This is a genomic window from Vibrio sp. EJY3 (assembly GCF_000241385.1).
Lineage (GTDB): Bacteria > Pseudomonadota > Gammaproteobacteria > Enterobacterales > Vibrionaceae > Vibrio > Vibrio natriegens.
The window spans coordinates 343,184-361,201 of sequence record NC_016613.1 but is presented as its reverse complement, the minus strand read 5'-3'; the positions used below and the strand labels follow the sequence as shown (position 1 = coordinate 361,201).

Annotated in this window: 19 protein-coding genes; 10 read left to right on the top strand and 9 right to left on the bottom strand. The window is 45.6% G+C overall.

Translation table 11 applies throughout. The features are described 5' to 3' along the window. The first annotated feature begins 38 nt into the window (after positions 1 to 38). From leuC to VEJY3_RS01705, 3 genes are all read left to right on the top strand, one after another. A complete protein-coding gene (leuC, locus tag VEJY3_RS01715; protein WP_014230724.1) occupies positions 39 to 1,439 on the top strand; it encodes a 3-isopropylmalate dehydratase large subunit in 1,401 nt (466 codons plus the stop codon). Between the two features lie 11 nt (positions 1,440 to 1,450). After that, positions 1,451 to 2,053 (top strand): 3-isopropylmalate dehydratase small subunit, encoded by a 603-nt coding sequence (gene leuD / locus VEJY3_RS01710; protein WP_014230723.1) that lies wholly within the window; start codon positions 1,451 to 1,453, stop codon positions 2,051 to 2,053. 133 nt (positions 2,054 to 2,186) lie between these two features. After that, the gene (locus tag VEJY3_RS01705; RefSeq protein WP_041170194.1) at positions 2,187 to 2,969 is read left to right on the top strand and encodes a DUF547 domain-containing protein; all 783 of its coding nucleotides are present in this window, start codon (positions 2,187 to 2,189) and stop codon (positions 2,967 to 2,969) included. Positions 2,970 to 3,077: 108 nt separating this feature from the next. Here the strand turns inward: VEJY3_RS01705 and djlA are convergent, their stop codons facing one another. Then, on the bottom strand, positions 3,078 to 3,932 hold the full coding sequence (djlA, locus tag VEJY3_RS01700; RefSeq protein WP_014230721.1) for a co-chaperone DjlA: 855 nt from the start codon (positions 3,930 to 3,932) through the stop codon (positions 3,078 to 3,080). A gap of 317 nt (positions 3,933 to 4,249) precedes the next feature. Between djlA and lptD the strand changes: the two genes are divergently transcribed. From lptD to apaH, 6 genes are all read left to right on the top strand, one after another. Continuing rightward, positions 4,250 to 6,595 carry an LPS assembly protein LptD gene (gene lptD / locus VEJY3_RS01695; RefSeq protein WP_014230720.1) on the top strand — a complete coding sequence of 782 codons (2,346 nt, stop codon included), beginning with the start codon at positions 4,250 to 4,252 and terminating at the stop codon, positions 6,593 to 6,595. Between the two features lie 59 nt (positions 6,596 to 6,654). Further along, the gene (gene surA / locus VEJY3_RS01690; RefSeq protein ID WP_014230719.1) at positions 6,655 to 7,938 is read left to right on the top strand and encodes a peptidylprolyl isomerase SurA; all 1,284 of its coding nucleotides are present in this window, start codon (positions 6,655 to 6,657) and stop codon (positions 7,936 to 7,938) included. Continuing rightward, positions 7,928 to 8,926 carry a 4-hydroxythreonine-4-phosphate dehydrogenase PdxA gene (pdxA, locus tag VEJY3_RS01685; RefSeq protein WP_014230718.1) on the top strand — a complete coding sequence of 333 codons (999 nt, stop codon included), beginning with the start codon at positions 7,928 to 7,930 and terminating at the stop codon, positions 8,924 to 8,926. The genes surA and pdxA overlap by 11 nt, the downstream gene beginning before the upstream one ends. After that, the gene (gene rsmA, locus VEJY3_RS01680; RefSeq protein WP_014230717.1) at positions 8,923 to 9,732 is read left to right on the top strand and encodes a 16S rRNA (adenine(1518)-N(6)/adenine(1519)-N(6))-dimethyltransferase RsmA; all 810 of its coding nucleotides are present in this window, start codon (positions 8,923 to 8,925) and stop codon (positions 9,730 to 9,732) included. Before pdxA ends, rsmA begins: the two co-directional genes overlap by 4 nt. A gap of 65 nt (positions 9,733 to 9,797) precedes the next feature. Next, positions 9,798 to 10,178, top strand: a complete 381-nt coding sequence (apaG, locus tag VEJY3_RS01675) for a Co2+/Mg2+ efflux protein ApaG (protein WP_014230716.1) — start codon at positions 9,798 to 9,800, stop codon at positions 10,176 to 10,178. 16 nt (positions 10,179 to 10,194) lie between these two features. After that, entirely contained in the window at positions 10,195 to 11,001 is an 807-nt protein-coding gene (apaH, locus tag VEJY3_RS01670; protein WP_014230715.1) for a bis(5'-nucleosyl)-tetraphosphatase (symmetrical) ApaH, read from the top strand. 73 nt (positions 11,002 to 11,074) lie between these two features. Here the strand turns inward: apaH and folA are convergent, their stop codons facing one another. The 6 genes from folA to rplU form a co-directional block, all read right to left on the bottom strand. Next, positions 11,075 to 11,554: a type 3 dihydrofolate reductase gene (gene folA, locus VEJY3_RS01665; protein ID WP_014230714.1), complete on the bottom strand. Its 480-nt coding sequence runs from the start codon at positions 11,552 to 11,554 to the stop codon at positions 11,075 to 11,077. Positions 11,555 to 11,563: 9 nt separating this feature from the next. Beyond that, complete coding sequence (locus VEJY3_RS01660) at positions 11,564 to 12,037, bottom strand: threonine/serine exporter family protein (protein WP_014230713.1); 474 nt, start codon at positions 12,035 to 12,037, stop codon at positions 11,564 to 11,566. Continuing rightward, entirely contained in the window at positions 12,034 to 12,837 is an 804-nt protein-coding gene (locus VEJY3_RS01655; protein ID WP_014230712.1) for a threonine/serine exporter family protein, read from the bottom strand. The genes VEJY3_RS01660 and VEJY3_RS01655 overlap by 4 nt, the downstream gene beginning before the upstream one ends. A 307-nt stretch (positions 12,838 to 13,144) precedes the next feature. Next, entirely contained in the window at positions 13,145 to 14,320 is a 1,176-nt protein-coding gene (cgtA, locus tag VEJY3_RS01650) for an Obg family GTPase CgtA (protein ID WP_014230711.1), read from the bottom strand. Between the two features lie 210 nt (positions 14,321 to 14,530). After that, positions 14,531 to 14,788 carry a 50S ribosomal protein L27 gene (rpmA, locus tag VEJY3_RS01645; RefSeq protein WP_005383095.1) on the bottom strand — a complete coding sequence of 86 codons (258 nt, stop codon included), beginning with the start codon at positions 14,786 to 14,788 and terminating at the stop codon, positions 14,531 to 14,533. Between the two features lie 20 nt (positions 14,789 to 14,808). After that, a complete protein-coding gene (gene rplU, locus VEJY3_RS01640; protein WP_005383096.1) occupies positions 14,809 to 15,120 on the bottom strand; it encodes a 50S ribosomal protein L21 in 312 nt (103 codons plus the stop codon). A 256-nt stretch (positions 15,121 to 15,376) separates the two neighbouring features. On the opposite strand from rplU, the gene ispB reads away from it, so the two are divergent. Further along, on the top strand, positions 15,377 to 16,348 hold the full coding sequence (ispB, locus tag VEJY3_RS01635) for an octaprenyl diphosphate synthase (protein WP_014230710.1): 972 nt from the start codon (positions 15,377 to 15,379) through the stop codon (positions 16,346 to 16,348). Between the two features lie 123 nt (positions 16,349 to 16,471). On the opposite strand, the gene VEJY3_RS01630 is transcribed toward ispB, so the two are convergent. Together VEJY3_RS01630 and mdh are read right to left on the bottom strand one after the other, a co-directional pair. After that, positions 16,472 to 16,663 carry a hypothetical protein gene (locus tag VEJY3_RS01630; protein ID WP_014230709.1) on the bottom strand — a complete coding sequence of 64 codons (192 nt, stop codon included), beginning with the start codon at positions 16,661 to 16,663 and terminating at the stop codon, positions 16,472 to 16,474. Positions 16,664 to 16,776: 113 nt separating this feature from the next. Beyond that, positions 16,777 to 17,712, bottom strand: a complete 936-nt coding sequence (gene mdh / locus VEJY3_RS01625) for a malate dehydrogenase (protein ID WP_014230708.1) — start codon at positions 17,710 to 17,712, stop codon at positions 16,777 to 16,779. Positions 17,713 to 18,018 lie beyond the last annotated feature (306 nt).

Here is an 18,018-nt window from a genome sequence, read left to right as displayed (position 1 = left end):
TAAGCCGTTATCAGGGGCAGCACACAGGATTAGTGATAATGGGCAAAACACTTTACGAGAAGGTCTACGACGCACACGTCGCTGTCGCAGCTGAAGGGGAAAACCCGATTCTTTATATTGATCGTCACTTGGTACACGAAGTTACCTCTCCACAGGCTTTTGATGGCTTGCGTGAAAAGGGCCGTCAAGTGCGTCAGGTAAGCAAAACGTTCGCAACGATGGACCACAACGTTTCGACCACAACCAAAGACATCAACGCTTCTGGCGAGATGGCTCGTATCCAGATGGAAACGCTATCGAAAAACTGTGAAGAATTCGGTGTAACCCTTTACGACCTAAACCACAAATACCAAGGCATTGTCCACGTTATGGGCCCTGAGCTAGGTATTACTCTGCCGGGCATGACCATTGTTTGTGGTGACTCTCACACAGCAACACACGGTGCGTTCGGTTCACTGGCTTTCGGTATCGGTACATCTGAAGTTGAACACGTACTAGCGACTCAAACGCTAAAACAAGCACGTGCGAAAACAATGAAAATCGAAGTGAAAGGTAAAGTCGCTCCGGGCATTACAGCAAAAGATATCGTGCTGGCGATCATCGGTAAAACTACAGCGGCGGGCGGTACTGGCTACGTAGTTGAGTTCTGCGGTGAAGCGATTACGGACCTTTCAATGGAAGGCCGTATGACAGTTTGTAACATGGCTATCGAATTAGGCGCGAAAGCAGGTCTGATTGCACCGGATGAAACCACGTTCGAATACATCAAAGGCCGTAAATTCTCACCACAAGGTGCAGATTTTGACGCGGCGGTTGAATACTGGAAAACACTAAAAACGGACGATGATGCTGAATTTGATGCCGTAGTAACGCTAAACGCAGCGGACATCAAACCGCAAGTAACTTGGGGTACAAACCCAGGTCAGGTTATCGCGGTTGACCAACCGATTCCTTCACCAGAAAGTTTTTCAGACCCAGTGGAAAAAGCATCAGCAGCAAAAGCGCTGGCTTACATGGGACTAGAAGCGGGTAAATCACTGTCAGACTACCCTGTTGATAAAGTGTTTGTTGGTTCTTGTACTAACTCACGTATTGAAGACATGCGCGCAGCGGCAGAAGTGGCTAAAGGCCGCAAAGTCGCGTCACATGTTCAGGCATTGATTGTTCCTGGCTCTGAGCAAGTGAAGGCACAAGCAGAAGCAGAAGGCTTGGATGTTATCTTTAAAGAAGCGGGCTTTGAATGGCGTCTACCGGGCTGTTCAATGTGTCTGGCGATGAACAACGACCGCCTAGGTCCTCAGGAGCGTTGTGCATCGACTTCAAACCGTAACTTTGAAGGTCGTCAAGGCCGTGATGGTCGTACCCACTTGGTTAGTCCTGCAATGGCGGCGGCGGCGGCTATCGCTGGTCACTTTGTTGATATTCGTGAACTAGATTAAGGAAAAAACAGATGTCAGGTTTTAAACAACACAAAGGCTTAGTTGTTCCTCTAGATGCAGCGAACGTTGATACTGATGCCATCATACCAAAGCAGTTCCTACAAAAGGTGTCTCGCCTGGGTTTCGGTAAACACCTATTCCATGACTGGCGCTTCCTTGATGATGCTGGTGAACAACCAAACCCTGAGTTTGTGATGAACGCACCACGTTACCAAGGTGCTTCTATCCTACTTGCGCGTGAAAACTTCGGTTGTGGCTCTTCTCGTGAGCACGCTCCTTGGGCGTTAGCCGATTACGGCATTAAAGCGATGATCGCACCAAGCTTTGCAGATATCTTCTATGGCAACTCAATCAACAACCAAATGGTGCCAGTGCGTCTGACTGAGCAAGAGGTTGATGAACTGTTCCAATACGTTGAAGCGAATGAAGGTGCACAGATTGAAGTGGATCTTGAAGCGAACAAAGTGCGTGCCAATGGCAAAGAGTACGATTTCGAAATCGATGAGTTCCGTCGCCACTGTCTACTGAATGGCTTGGACAACATCGGTTTGACGCTACAGCACGAAGATAAAATTGCGGAATATGAAGCGAATATTCCAAGCTTCCTGCGCTAAGACGCTTTAGTCAATAAACAAGAAAAAGGCTGACCATTGTCAGCCTTTTTTCATTTTTACGTGTCGATAAAAGTAAGAAAACAAACACTAATCCGGTCTACACTAACTACAAACTTTAACCGACGGTATCGCTATGATGCGTTTTTTATTGCTCCTTTGCGCCCTATTTTCTTTTTCCGTTTTCTCCGCTCCCAAAGCCGATCTATGGCCCTACTGGAACCACTCAAATGAGGCCAGCCAAACACAGGTCTCTCACCAAGAGTGGCAACAATTACTCGACCGCTATCTTGTCACTCAGGGAGAAAATACGTTATTTCGCTACCGCGCTGTGTCGGCAGCGGATAAAGCAACACTCAAACAGTACATTCAGCGCCTGGCAAAACTCGATCCTTTGCAGTACCGCAAAGCTGAGCAATATGCTTACTGGGTGAACCTGTACAACGCCATCACTGTGGATCTGATATTGGATAATTACCCGATAAAGTCGATCACTAAGTTAGGAGGGCTGTTTAGTTTTGGGCCCTGGGATGAAGACGTTATTACCATTAATAATCAAAACTTAACTCTGAATGATATTGAGCATCGAATCCTGCGCCCCATCTGGCAAGATCCAAGAACCCATTATGCGGTTAACTGTGCGAGCCTAGGCTGCCCGAACTTGCAAGCTCAGGCGTTTACCGCTGACAACACACAGACCTTGTTAGACAGCGCAGCGAAAACATTTATCAACAGTAAAAAAGGCGTTTCTATCGAAGGAGACACGGCGCAAATTTCTTCAATTTATGATTGGTTTGCAGTGGATTTTGGTGGAGAGAACAACGTGTTTAATCACATAAGGCAATACGCACCGCAGTACAACCGCTTTTCCGGTCGAGTTAAATACGACTACGATTGGAATTTAAATCAAGCCAACTGATTTTACTGAGTGGAATAGTTTGAATAGCTTTGAGTCACCTGTAACCCCAAAACTCAAAAAGGGCACCAAGTGCCCTTTTTACTTTCATCTCTGATAGAACTAAAAAGATTACTTAAAGCCTTTTACTTTCTTAATCAGATCATAAGCATTTTGAATTTCTTGCGATTTTTCTTTGGCTACATTCATCATTTCTGGAGGCAGACCTTTCGCCATCAGCTTATCTGGGTGGTGCTCGTTCATCAGCTTACGATAAGCACGCTTAACCGTTTTGCTGTCGGCATCCGCCGAAACATCAAGGATCTTATACGCATCCGCTAACTGATCAGCTTGAGATGCTTGCTGCCACCCTGCACCAGACGACTGGCCTTGATGCTGACCATGAAAACCGCCCTGATGCTGGAAGCGAAACGCGGCTTCTTGCATGTGTAGTCGTCGCTCTAGCTGCTCAGAAGAAAATCCTAAAGCGCGAGCAATTTTGTGCAGCACATTGCGTTCACTTGGATGGATCTCGCCATCGGCAAAGGCGGCTGAAATTTGCAACTCCAAGAAAAATTGCAGTAAATCGAAACGACCCGCAGTCGAGATCTTAACCCTAACCAACACCTCTTCCAGCGGGAAATCACTTTCCTTACCTTCACGAAATGCGTCTTGCGCTGCACGGCGCTGTTCACCATGCAGGTTCATGCGGTCCATCATTGCAGACGCAAGCTGAATCTCTTCTTTAGTGACCTGACCTTTCGATTTTGCCACGTGTCCCATGACCGCAAAGGCCGCTTTGAAAAATTCTTCCTGACGTTGCGCCTGACTCGGTCCTTTGCCGAACCCACCAGTAGAGAACCCCGCCTGACTCAAACGGCGTGCTTTATCAAACTGATGGCCAACAAATAAGCCAAATAGCAAGCCGAGTGGCCCGCCAAGTAACAAGCCAAAAAAGGCACCTAATATTTTGCCAAAAATATGCATTATGTGTTCTCTATCAATGAATTTTTATCGACGAAAGCGGTCTTATAGTGCCGTATGCAACGATTTCCTTTATGATAATGGAATTAGTTTTATTTCGGCTAGGCCATTCGCCTGCTTATCTTTGCAGCTACTTTATCTCGATTATGCCACAGCGAGTCAATGAGCTGGGACATTTACGACGATAGTAGTTGATTCATTTGGCTATTACGCTAGGGTACAACGAGCCCTATAGCCATCGAGTAATATCAATTACCGTAAGTAAGTTAGTAGTTATTTACTACGATTGGTATAACAGTGACACAGGAAAGTTCGATTCAATGCAACATTTTTCCCGCACATTTTTAGCGGCCTCTATCAGCACCGCCTTGTTTGTACCTACCACTCAAGCTGACGCGAATATCCATGATAGTGTGCAGGAAATGCCCACCACAGATCAATGTTTGGTCGAAACGAGTGGTGAGCAGGACGCTTTAAATGCACCCGTAGTAGTCGAAGCTGACAGACTGCAAGCCATTAGTGGCGATAAAGCACAGTACTCTGGCAACGTCCAAGTCACGCAAGGTCAAAAGAAAATCACCGCAGATAGCGTAACGCTGCACCAACAAGACAACGTCGTGGTTGCTGAAGGTAATGTCACCTTCAATGATGGTCAGGTCGAAGCCCGATCGGATCGCGTCACCAGCGATATTGATCAAGACACTTTCTCTCTCGAGAACACAGACTACTACTTCATTTGCCAACAAGGCCGAGGAACAGCGGCTTATATTGCGCGTACTGGCCAGTCGATTTATGAACTGGAAGACGGTTCTATCACCTCCTGCCCTCAGGGGGATAACTCTTGGCGTCTGGTTGCGTCGGGTATCGATGTCGACCAGGATGAAGAGACGGCAACACTGCACCACCCTCGTTTTGAAGTGTTAGATGTGCCAATCTTCTACGTCCCTTACCTGACGATGCCAATTGGCAATACACGTAAATCGGGGCTGCTATTCCCTTCTCTATCGTACGGTTCTAGCGATGGTATGGAAGTAGAAGTGCCATTCTACTGGAACATTGCACCTCAATACGATATGACCCTGACCACGCTCTACATGCAGCAACGTGGTACCAAATTCGACACCGACTTCCGCTATCTAACCGATGGTTGGGGAGAAGGTGAAATCAAAGGCGAATACCTAAATTCAGACAGAAAGTATGCCGATGAAACGCGCTGGGGCTACCAGTTTAAGCATGAAGGCATTATCGACAAGCATTGGGTTGTCGATGTCGATTACTCAGAAGTTAGCGATATCGATTACTTCCTGGATCTCGACTCTGATATCGGTAACCGTGAAGATGGTCAACTGATGCAGGAAGGAGAAGTCCAGTACCGTTCAGATTTCTGGGACGCCTCATTATCGGTTCGTGACTTCCAGGTCTTGTTGCAAGAAGAAAACAAACCTTACCGTTTGATGCCTCAGTTGGCATTAAACTACTACACGCCAGTGTGGGGAAATTACCTGAACTTTGATGTTAAAAGCCAACTTAGCCGCTTTGACACCAGTGATAACGCAAAACCTGATGCAACTCGCTTTCATATCGAGCCAGGCTTTACTATCCCACTGTCAAACTCTTGGTCGGCCTGGACCACAGAAGCACGCGTACTTGCGACTTACTACTCTCAAGACTTAAATGGTCTTACCGACTCAGATCTAGAGCTTCAGCTGGATGAAAAAGTGTCTCGTGTGATTCCAGAGTTCCGTAGTAATGCGCAGATTTACCTTGAACGTGATACCAGCTGGGTCGAAGGTTACACCCAAACTCTGGAACCGCAGGTCCAGTACTTGTACGTACCGAAAGAAGATCAAACCAATATCTACAACTATGATACAACGTTGCTTCAAACCGATTACTACGGTCTATTCCGCAGCCGTAAGTACAGTAGTATTGATAAGATCGCATCCGCAAACCAGCTAAGCTACGGTGCGAGCACACGTTTCTTTGATGACGATTATAAAGAACGTCTCAATATTTCATTTGGTCAAATCTACTACTTTGATAAAAAGACCAAGCTCAGCAACAACCCAACCGATCCAGATGAAACAACAAACTATTCGTCTTGGGCGATTGAAGCTGATTTCAACTACAACGATTCCGTGTTCTATCATGGCGGTATTCAGTACGACATCGACCTAGGCTCAATGCAACTTGCGAACAGCACGTTAGAGTACCAGTTCGACGGTGGCTTTATTCAAAGTAACTACCGTTATGTCACTCGTGAATACATTGAAGATACGATCATTCTCGAAAACCTGGACACCATTACTCGTAAAGGTATTTCTCAGGCAGGTATTGTTGCCGCTTACGAATTCAACCAGAACTGGTCCGCCAGTGGTCAGTACTACTATGACCTAAATGAAAATAACGACTTAGAATGGCTAGCAGGCTTACGCTATCAATCTGATTGTTGGTATATCGGTTTAACCTACTCTAACCAACTGTTAGGCTGGGAAGACCAGATTATCGGCGGCTCAGGGGCATCAGCAGAATACGAAAGCAACTTCAGTGTTAGCGTCGGTATTCAAGGGTTTGCCACCAACCAAACCAACGGCACTGCTGCCAAAGAATTGGAAGGCTCAGATAACACAATCAAATATGGTCGCCCATTCTATCTGAACAATTAATCGAATTAAGCGTCTTAGAGTAAATAAGACACTAATTAAAAATACTGACGGAATTTTAAATGAAAATTTGGAAATCAATCTTATTTACGACCCTACTCTCTTGCGGAGCCGTTGCAGCACCAGTAGAGCTTGATAAGGTTGCTGTTATCGTTAATGACGGTGTCATTCTACAAAGTGATATCGACACAGCATTAAAAACGCTACAAGCCAATGCTCGCCAAAGTGGTAAAAGCCTACCTTCTGCCCAGGTTTTGCATGACCAAGTAGTAGAAAAACTGATTCTTGATACGCTTCAAGGCCAGGAAGCGGATCGTATCGGCGTTCGTATCGACGATAGCCGCCTTAATCAGGCAATTGCAGAGATTGCACGCAACAACAATCAAAGTGTGGAGCAACTGACGGCATCGATTGCAAGCGAAGGGCTAAGTTACACAGAATTCCGCGAGCAAATCCGTAAGGAAATTGCAGCGTCAGAAGCACGTAACGCGCTTGTACGTCGTCGTGTAAACATTCTGCCTGCGGAAGTAGACAGCCTTTCAGAACAGTTATCACAAGAAACCAACGCCACGGTTCAATACAAAATCAGCCATATCCAGCTGCGCTTCTCTGATGATCAAGAAAAGTCGGCAGTAGAAGCAGAAGCAAAAGCGCTGGCCAAAAAACTCAATGACGGCGCTGATTTCACTGAAATGGCTTACACCTACTCTAAAGGGCCAAAAGCCTTGCAAGGTGGTGACTGGGGCTGGATGCGCAAAGAGGAAATGCCAACCATCTTTGCCGACCAAATCAATATGCAGAACAAAGGCAGCATCATCGGTCCATTCCGTAGTGGTGTTGGTTTCCATATCCTGAAAATTGACGATGTAAAAGGTCTGGAAACTGTTGCAGTAACGGAAGTTAACGCACGCCACATCCTGATCAAACCAACGGTTATCCTGAGTGATGACGGTGCTAAAAAACAATTAAATGAGTATGCTCGTCGCATTAAAGCAGGCGAAGCAACGTTTGCTCAGTTAGCGTCTCAATACAGCCAAGACCCAGGCTCAGCCGCTCAGAACGGTGAACTTGGTTACCAAACTCCGGACCTTTACGTACCTGAATTTAAACATCAGGTAGAAACACTACCAGTGGGTTCGATCAGTGAACCATTCAAAACCGTTCACGGCTGGCATATTGTAGAAGTGCTGGATCGCCGTCAGGTTGACCGTACAGACTCTGCATTGAAGAATAAAGCTTACCGCATTCTCTTCAACCGTAAGTTTAATGAAGAAGCAGGCGCATGGATGCAGGAACTGCGTGCAAGTGCGTTTGTTGAAATCGTGGATGACAGCAATGACAACTAATTTAGTCCGCAGAATTGTCGTGACCGCAGGGGAACCTGCGGGTATCGGCCCTGACCTGGTGCTTGCTCTCTCAAAAGAAGACTGGGCACACCAAATCGTCGTCTGCGCAGATAAGAACATGTTAATGGAACGAGCCAAATTACTTGGTATCGATGTCCAACTCTCTGATTATAATTCAGAAGAAGCGCCACAAGCACAGAAAGCCGGCACGCTTATCGTTGATCATGTTGAAATATCAGAAAGCGCGGTTGCTGGCCAGCTCAATGAAGCGAATGGCCACTATGTATTAAAAACGCTAGAAAGAGCCGCTTTAGGCTGTATGAATGACGAATTTGATGCTATTGTCACCGGCCCTGTTCATAAGGGGGTGATCAATCGCTCTGGCGTTGCATTCAGTGGACATACTGAATTCTTTGCCGAGAAGTCTAATACGCCGTTAGTTGTGATGATGCTGGCGACGGAAGGACTGCGTGTTGCGCTGGTAACCACACATATTCCTTTGGCGTATGTGTCAAAAGCCGTCACTGAAGAGCGATTAGAGAAAATCATCGATATTCTTCATAAAGACCTCGTTGAAAAATTTGCCATCAAGCAACCAAACATCTATGTTTGCGGGCTTAACCCACATGCGGGAGAAGATGGTTGTTTAGGTCGTGAAGAGATCGAAACCATCACTCCGACACTGGAAAAGATTCGACAAGAAAAAGGGTTTAATCTGATCGGCCCATTGCCGGCAGATACCATTTTCAATGACAAATATTTAAACGATGCTGATGCTGTTTTAGGCATGTACCACGATCAAGTATTGCCAGTTTTAAAATACAAAGGCTTTGGTCGTTCAGTAAACATTACGCTTGGTCTACCTTTTATTAGAACATCGGTGGATCACGGTACTGCATTAGATCTGGCAGGGACAGGTCAGGCGGATACAGGGAGTTTCCGAACAGCGCTCACGCATGCGATAGAATTGGTAGAGAAGAAACAATGAGAAATGATGTCCATTTAGGACACAAAGCGCGTAAACGTTTTGGTCAAAACTTCCTGAACGATCCATACATTATTGATGGTATCGTATCAGCGATTAACCCAAGACCAGGCCAGAATCTGGTTGAAATCGGTCCAGGTCTGGGCGCTATTACTGAACCTGTCGGTCGTGAAGTCGACAAGTTCACCGTTATCGAACTTGACCGAGATCTGGCAGAGCGTTTACGTAACCACCCAGAGCTGGCGGACAAGTTAACGATTCATGAAGGCGATGCGATGCGTTTCGACTTCACACAGCTCGTAAAACCGAATAACAAGCTACGTATCTTCGGTAACTTGCCGTACAACATCTCTACCCCGTTGATGTTTCACCTTTTTGAATTCCATAAAGACATTCAAGACATGCACTTTATGCTTCAAAAAGAAGTGGTTAACCGTTTGGCAGCAGGTCCAGGCAGCAAAGCTTACGGCCGTCTGACGGTCATGGCTCAGTACTACTGTAAAGTGGTGCCAGTACTGGAAGTGCCACCAACAGCATTCGTACCGCCACCGAAAGTAGACTCAGCCGTCGTTCGTCTGGTTCCTTACGAAGTACTACCATGTCCAGCTAAAGACTTACGTTTACTGGATCGCGTATGTCGTGAAGGCTTTAACCAACGCCGTAAGACCGTACGTAACTGTTACAAATCACTGTTGAGTACAGAAGTGCTGGAAGAGTTGGGAATCAACCCAAGTATGCGTCCAGAGAACCTGACGCTAGAGCAATTCGTCGCGATGGCGAACTGGCTGGCGGATAACCCACAGCACTAAGTAAACCAAACAATAAGCCAAACCCTGTCGGTTTGGCTTATTGCTAATTTTTCCAAGGAGTGTACATGGACGTCATCCAACCCTGCATTAAAATTCAAGTTCACACCAAATACATCGAAGAACAGTCTAATCCCGAGCTACAACGCTACGTTTTTGCCTACACCATCACGATTAAAAACCTGAGCCAGCAAACTGTGCAATTGATTAGCCGTCGTTGGTTGATCACCGACTCTAATGGCAAACAGATGACCGTTGAAGGCGATGGTGTGGTTGGCCAGCAGCCGTTTATTCCAAGTAACGATGAATACACCTACAGCAGTGGGACTGCGCTAGAAACACCCGTCGGTGTTATGCAGGGACACTATAAAATGCTAGATGAACATGGTCAGGAGTTCATCGCTGAAATAGAACCGTTCCGTCTTGCCATTCCGAATGTTTTAAATTAATAAGATTGGAGAGTCAGTGGCTACCTATATTGTTGGTGATATCCAAGGCTGCTTTGAAGAACTGCAGCGCCTATTAGAACAAGTATCTTTCTCTCCCAAGAATGATCAACTCTGGCTAGCGGGTGATCTCGTCGCCAGAGGGCCTAAATCGTTAGAAACCTTACGTTTTGTTAAATCATTGGGTGACAGTGCCAAAGTGGTACTTGGCAATCACGATCTGCACTTACTTGCCGTCGCTCATGGCGTTAAGAAATTGAAAGATAAAGACAGAACCGCCCCAATCTTTTCGGCCCCAGACTGTAAAAAGTTATTGCAATGGCTCTCTAAGCAACCGCTTCTTGCGGAGCATGATGACTTCGTTATGTGCCATGCCGGAATTTCACCACAGTGGAATTTGGCAACAGCCCGCCAATGCGCACGCGAAGTAGAAAACATCCTGCAAAGTGATCACCTATCGTGGCTACTGCACAATATGTACAGTAACAAACCTGATTACTGGGATGATTCTCTGACAGGGTTAGATCGCTATCGCTATACCATCAATGCATTTACGCGTATGCGCTTTTGTTTTCCGGATGGACGCCTGGACATGGATTGCAAACTTCCGCCACAACAAGTGACAGATGAAGAGTTAATTCCTTGGTTTGATCTTCCACAGAGAGTGGAGCTAGGCAAGACTGTCCTATTCGGACATTGGGCGGCATTACAAGGCCATATCGATGAAGAAGTGATTGGTCTGGATACTGGCTGTGTTTGGGGTGGAGAACTAACGATGATCCGTTGGGAAGATAAACAAATTTTTACCCAACAGGCATTAAGTTAAGCGATTCATTCTCTTAACATAAACCTACACGACAAACAAAAAGCACCGCATTCGCGGTGCTTTTTTATAACCATTATTTTTCCAGAATCGTAAAGCGCATGTTGTAGGCGTTTTTCTCATCCGCTTGATACGCTTCAGAATAAGTTTCTTTAAACTCATTCCCCCAATCAGGGAACTGCGTATCACCTTCGATAGCTGCCTCAATATGTGTCACATACAACTTCGTTGCGAGTGGTAGACAGGCTGAGTAAATAGCTCCACCACCAATGATCATCACTTCTTCCACATCACCCGCAACCTCTAATGCTTGATCAATGGACGTCACTGTCGTCACCCCTTCGATACTTAGAGATTCATCACGACTGATAACGATATTAAGACGACCAGGCAACGGACGTCCGATAGACTCATACGTTTTGCGTCCCATGACGACGGGCTTACCCATGGTGCAACGCTTAAACCATACGAAGTCAGCCGGCAAGTGCCATGGCATTTGATTATCTTTACCAATGATACGATTGTCTGCCATCGCGGCAATCATACTAATGATCATGTCGGGTCCTTATACTATCGGTCTGCGGCGATAGAATAACAGCCCCGGAACAGCAAGGCCAATGGCTAAACCTGCAATAATAAACATGGCCTTAAGAAAATTTTCCATGCACGTCGCAAGTAGCTCAGGTGAGTAACCTAAATGGTTTATCTCTACCATCGCAATCATGGCTTTGTAGGCAAACACGCCGGGAACCATAGGGATCAGAGCAGCAACAGTGAATACTTTCGGGTGGGCCAAAAAGCGACGAGACCAATACACACCAATCATCCCAACTAAGGTCGCCGCGAAGAAGGTTGCCCATTCAATAGGAATCCCGAACTGCATCATTAAATAACGACTACCATGACCAATCGCCCCGCCTACCGCACAATAGATTAATGCTTTATGCGGCACATTGAAGACCAATGCGAACCCCACAGCCGGAATAGCGGCAAAAAACATGTCGTTTAATAATCCAACCAGCAAATCGACAGTACTCATCTGATGCTCCATCCCCAAATCCCGGTCACACTCATCGCAGCCACAATGCCTAGACAGGTCGCAAGCGTTAATAAACTCGCCATGACAAAGCGGGCAATCCCCATATTGATATGACCTTTTAGCATGTCGGCTACCGAGTTAATCAATGGGAAGCCCGGCACTAGCATCAACACTGACGATGCCATCGCGACCGTAGGTAAGTTACCAATCTGATAGATTTCCGCCTGCGCAGAAATTAAGGTCGTCACAAATGCCGTAGCAGCAAAATTGAGTAAAGGATTGAAATGACGGTGGCCAATTTCCTGGCGAACAATCATGCCGACAGCAGAGGCTAAGAAAGTCATGAAAAATATGCTTATATCCCCTCCTGCTAAATGACTGAATGCCGCACACGATAGTCCGATCATAAAGACCACCAGCCAGCGGTTATAGCGCTCAGGACTGATATGATTAAGCTTTTTCTGCGCCATGGTTGAATCGAGCAACCCTCGTTCCATCATGATACAAATACGCTGAATTTGCGTGATAACTCGCATATTGATACCACGATCGGCGCAACTTCGTGTTGTGGTAATACAATGCCCATCCATCAGCGTGGTTACGACAAGTGCATTTGCAGAGAGTGCTACCGCGACTTCATTAACACCACAAGCAAGGCCAATGCGGCGCATGATATCGCTCACTAAGGTACTTTCAGCACCATGAGCAAGCAACATCTGCCCAGCTTGAGCAACAAGGCGAGAAATCGCCCTTTGATTTGATACCGATACCTTTGTGGTAGGTATAGTTTCTAATGCCATAGATACATCTAAGTCCTTTTAGGGTCTGCATAATTAATGATACTAGTTCCAGAAATTAATAAATCATTCTTGCTGGACCAAATCGCCTATAGTCACGTGAGAATATTAGAATTAGAACCACTAAATACCGCACATTCTTCCTTGCTTTAAACGATGTTTCCTACGCAATTTTATGATCACACATTACTGGCATGAGTATTATTGTGCCGTAAATCACATCATCTAAATATGATTAGATACAAAAAAAGCCGCAATAGGCATTGCGGCTTGATTAAATTTTCTTGGTAATTATTACCGGATGATAAAATTAGTCACGAACGTAGACAACGTGACCGTCATCTTCTTCATCGTCCCAGTCATCCCAATCGTCGTCATCATCTTCAGTAACAACGTCTTTACCAGCCATTGCGTCTTTATGGTAGTCATCCCACATGAAGTTAACTTTATCTTCTTCAGCAACTTCTTCCTCTTCACGAGGTAGGTTTTCCATAAAGTCTGCCAGCTTGTAACAAAGTTCTTTCGTACCAGAACGGTTGATTGCCGAGATCTTAAAGTACTCGTCTTCCCAACCTAGCGCATCCAAGATCTCTTGGATCTTTTCATTCGCTTCATCTTCCGGCATTAGATCAACTTTGTTGAACACCAACCAACGAGGTTTATCAGCTAGCTTTTCACTGTACTGTTCCAACTCATCAATGATCGTTAGTGCGTTTTGCACTGGATCAGACTGATCAATCGGCATGATATCGATCATGTGCAGTAAAACGCGGCAACGTTCTAGGTGTTTCAGGAATCGAATACCTAAACCTGCACCATCCGCAGCGCCTTCAATCAGACCAGGGATATCCGCAACTACAAAGCTTTTCTCAGGTACAACACTAACCACACCTAAGCTTGGGATAAGCGTCGTAAATGGGTAATCCGCCACTTTTGGTTTTGCAGCAGATACAGCGCGAATAAAGGTTGATTTACCAGCGTTTGGCAAGCCAAGCATACCAACGTCAGCAAGCAGTAATAGCTCTAGACGAATTTCACGAACTTCACCTTTAGTACCCAACGTTCTCTGACGAGGAGCGCGGTTTACAGAAGACTTAAAGCGCGTGTTGCCCAGACCGTGCCAACCACCTTTAGCTACCATTACTTTTTTGCCGTGTTCAGCAACTTCTGCAACGATTTCGTTAGTGTGAATATCGACTGCACGAGTACCAACTGGCACACGCATCACAATATCTTTACCACGCTTACCAGTACAGTTACCACCGCGGCCATTTTCTCCACGCTCTGCTTCGTAAAAGCGTTGGAAACGGTAATCGATTAGGGTGTTTAGGTTTTCGTCAGCTTGGATATATACATCGCCGCCGTCACCACCATCACCGCCATCAGGACCACCTTTAGTGATGAATTTTTCACGCCAGAAACTAACAACGCCGCTACCGCCGTCGCCTGCCTGAACTTTTACTACAGCTTCATCTACGAACTTCATCTTTTACTCCGACTACTTCGTGCGTGGATTAAATCTACTTTGTCATCCGACAATTTTAGCAGATGACAGATCTAAACTCCCAGATTCGAATCGCTTTGGATCTACCGAGAAGTTTCGATATGTCGACTGCCTACAAATAAAAAACCCCGCCGATTCGGCAGGGCTTTTGAATTCAGCTTAAAGCTATTAAGTAATTAAGTTAAAAACTAATTACTCAGCTTCGATGCTAACAAACTTACGGTTCTTAGGACCTTTCACTTCGAACTTCACTTTACCTTCAGTAAGAGCGAATAGAGTGTGGTCTTTACCGATACCTACGTTGTTACCAGCGTGGAACTTAGTACCACGTTGACGAACGATGATGTTACCTGCAAGTACAGATTCACCACCGAAACGCTTAACACCTAGACGTTTGCTTTCTGAATCGCGGCCGTTACGAGTAGAACCACCAGCTTTTTTGTGTGCCATTGTTAAACTCTCCTAATAGATTAAGCGTTGATACCAGTGATCTTCACTTCAGTGAACCACTGACGGTGACCCTGTTGCTTACGAGAGTGCTTACGACGACGGAACTTAACGATTTTAACTTTATCGCCACGACCGTGTTGTACAACTTCAGCAACAATTTTGCCGCCCTCTACAAGAGGAGCACCAACTTTGATGTCTTCGCCGTTAGCAACAAGAAGAACTTTATCAAATTCTACAGTTGCACCAGTTTCAACGTCTAATTTCTCTAAACGAAGAGTTTGACCTTCGCTTACACGGTGTTGTTTACCACCAGATTGGAAAACAGCGTACATATTTTACTCCGCTTTTTCCGCACAGCCTTTCGTGAGGGTGTGCGCTAAACTAATCATCAATAGGGCGCAGATTCTACAGAAGAGATGTCCCTATGACAAGCCATATTTTGAAAAAATTGGCGAAAAGCTAATCGCCAAAGAAAAGTGCGGCAATCATGCCCTTTAGTAATGTATTAATCAACGTTTTTTAGTGTATTATTCGACAATTATATAAATCGAATAAGCCTTGCAGGGTCTAACTTCAGCCGGATATACAATGGATTTTAAAACTATCCAAGCGCTTACTGCCAATGACATGGCAAAAGTGAATGAAACAATTCAAGCCCAACTAAATTCTGATGTCTCTTTAATCAATCAGCTCGGTTTCTATATCGTCAGTGGTGGAGGCAAACGCCTAAGACCGCTATTGGCGATTTTGTCGGCCCGTGCTCTTGGATATCAAGGCAGCGGTCATACCATGGCAGCTGCGTTTATTGAGTTCATCCATACAGCAACGCTGTTGCACGATGATGTGGTAGATGAGTCAGATATGCGCCGTGGTAAAGCGACCGCAAATGCTGCCTTTGGCAACGCAGCAAGCGTGCTAGTTGGGGATTTTATCTATACTCGCTCATTCCAGATGATGACTGAGCTAGGATCCATGAAGATCCTTCAGTTAATGAGTAACGCCGTAAACGTGATCGCCGAAGGTGAAGTTCAGCAATTAATGAACTGTAACGATCCTGACACGACAGAAGAAAGCTACATGCAGGTCATCTACTCTAAGACGGCACGCCTGTTTGAGTCTGCGACACAAATTGGTGCCATCCTGAATGATGCACCTGAGCACGTCGAAATTGCATTACAGAATTACGGTAAGTACTTAGGTACCGCATTCCAACTGATTGACGACGTCATGGACTACACATCCGATGGCGAAGACATGGGTAAAAATGTCGGCGATGATTTAGCAGAAGGTAAACCTACCCTTCCTTTACTTCATGCGATGAGAAACACGACACCTGAAAATGCTCAGATGATCCGTGAAGCGATCGAGAAAGCAAACGGAATGGATCGTCTTGACGATATCCTCGCTGTCATGAAAGAAGCAGGTTCTTTAGAGTACACGACTCAAAAAGCCCTCGACGAAGCCGACAAGGCAATCGCGGAGCTGTCTGTACTGCCTGAGTCAGAGTATAAAGAAGCACTCGTTACACTGGCTCATGTAGCGGTTAAGCGCACTCGATAAGCACTGCTACCTGGACCAGCAAGGCGATCAATTATAACCACCGACCAACGTTGGTGGTTTAAGGCTGAAAATAAAAAGGAAGAGCACGCTCTTCCTTTTCTCGTTCCAGTGTTGTTTGCTCAGCTAATAATAACGGTCGCTCCCTCCGTGTAGCTGCGGGTCATCTTCTATCTCGTCAAACGTGACTGCGATTTGCTGGTCAGTTCCCTGTTTAGCCAGTAAAACGGTTTCTGCTTCACGATCAACAACAAGAATCGTACCGACACCTTGTTGGCACTCTACAACCATGCCTTTACGGATTCGACTTGCTTCCATACCCTACTCCTGATTGACATTGTTGACGTTACACCTTTTACGTCAGACAGAATAAAGGGATCAAAAAAGCCGACCCTAAGATCGGCTTTTTATAAACGTATAAACGCTTAAAATTATTTCGCGAACTCAACACCGATGTTGATATCACCATTTAGCGTTTCTAGCATGTTGTCTAGAGCAGACTTTTCGTAGTCGCTTAGTGCACCGTAGCTTAGTACTTCCTCAACACCTTCTTTACCTAGCTTCACTGGCTGAGCAAAGTATGGTGCGTGCTCACCGTCACCTTCAACGTAAGCACACTCAACAACGCCTTCTTCACCTTGAAGAGCACGTACTAGAGACAGACCAAAGCGACACGCTGCTTGGCCCATAGATAGAGTTGCACTACCGCCACCCGCTTTCGCTTCAACGACTTCAGTACCCGCGTTTTGGATACGCTTAGTCAGTGCTTCAACTTCTTCAGCAGTAAACTCAACGCCTTCTACTTGAGAAAGCAGAGGAAGAATAGTCACGCCTGAGTGACCACCGATAACTGGTACACGAACATCACTTGGATCTTTGTCTTTCAGCTCAGCAACGAAGGTTTCTGAACGAATAACGTCAAGTGTAGTTACACCGAATAGTCTGCGCTTGTCATAAACGCCAGCTTTCTTAAGTACTTCTGCAGCGATTGGCACAGTAGTATTCACAGGGTTAGTGATGATACCAACACATGCTTTCGGACAAACTACAGCAATTTTCTCAGCCAATGCCTTAACGATACCAGCATTAACGTTAAATAGATCCGCACGATCCATACCTGGCTTACGTGCAACACCAGCAGAAATTAGAACCACATCTGCGCCTTCCAGTGCAGGTGTTGGATCCTCACCTGCGTATCCTTTGATCGATACTGGTGTTGGGATGTGGCTAAGATCAGCGGCAACACCTGGAGTTACAGGGGCAATATCATATAGGGCTAAATCAGAACCAGCAGGAAGACGGTTCTTTAGTAAAAGGGCAAGGGCTTGACCGATACCGCCAGCGGCACCAATAACGGCTACTTTCATGTAGTTCTCCTTGAGAGTATTTTTTTATAAATGTATTTGTAGGGTAGTTTTTAACCAACCAAGTAAAGCTATAGGAATCACAACTTGATTACAATCAATTAACGCCAGCTTTGCGACCTCGCGCAAATCCGCATTTTCGTGCTACACAAACGGTTGGATTATTCTTTTATTCATTTGAAATGACAATAGATTACGGGAAATAAAACAGATGTATGATTCACCGTTAAATGGAATACTATTCTGTTTATAATTTACAGTGATGTAACTAGCATTATCTCGGGACTTTTTGGAACTGTCTGAATATAT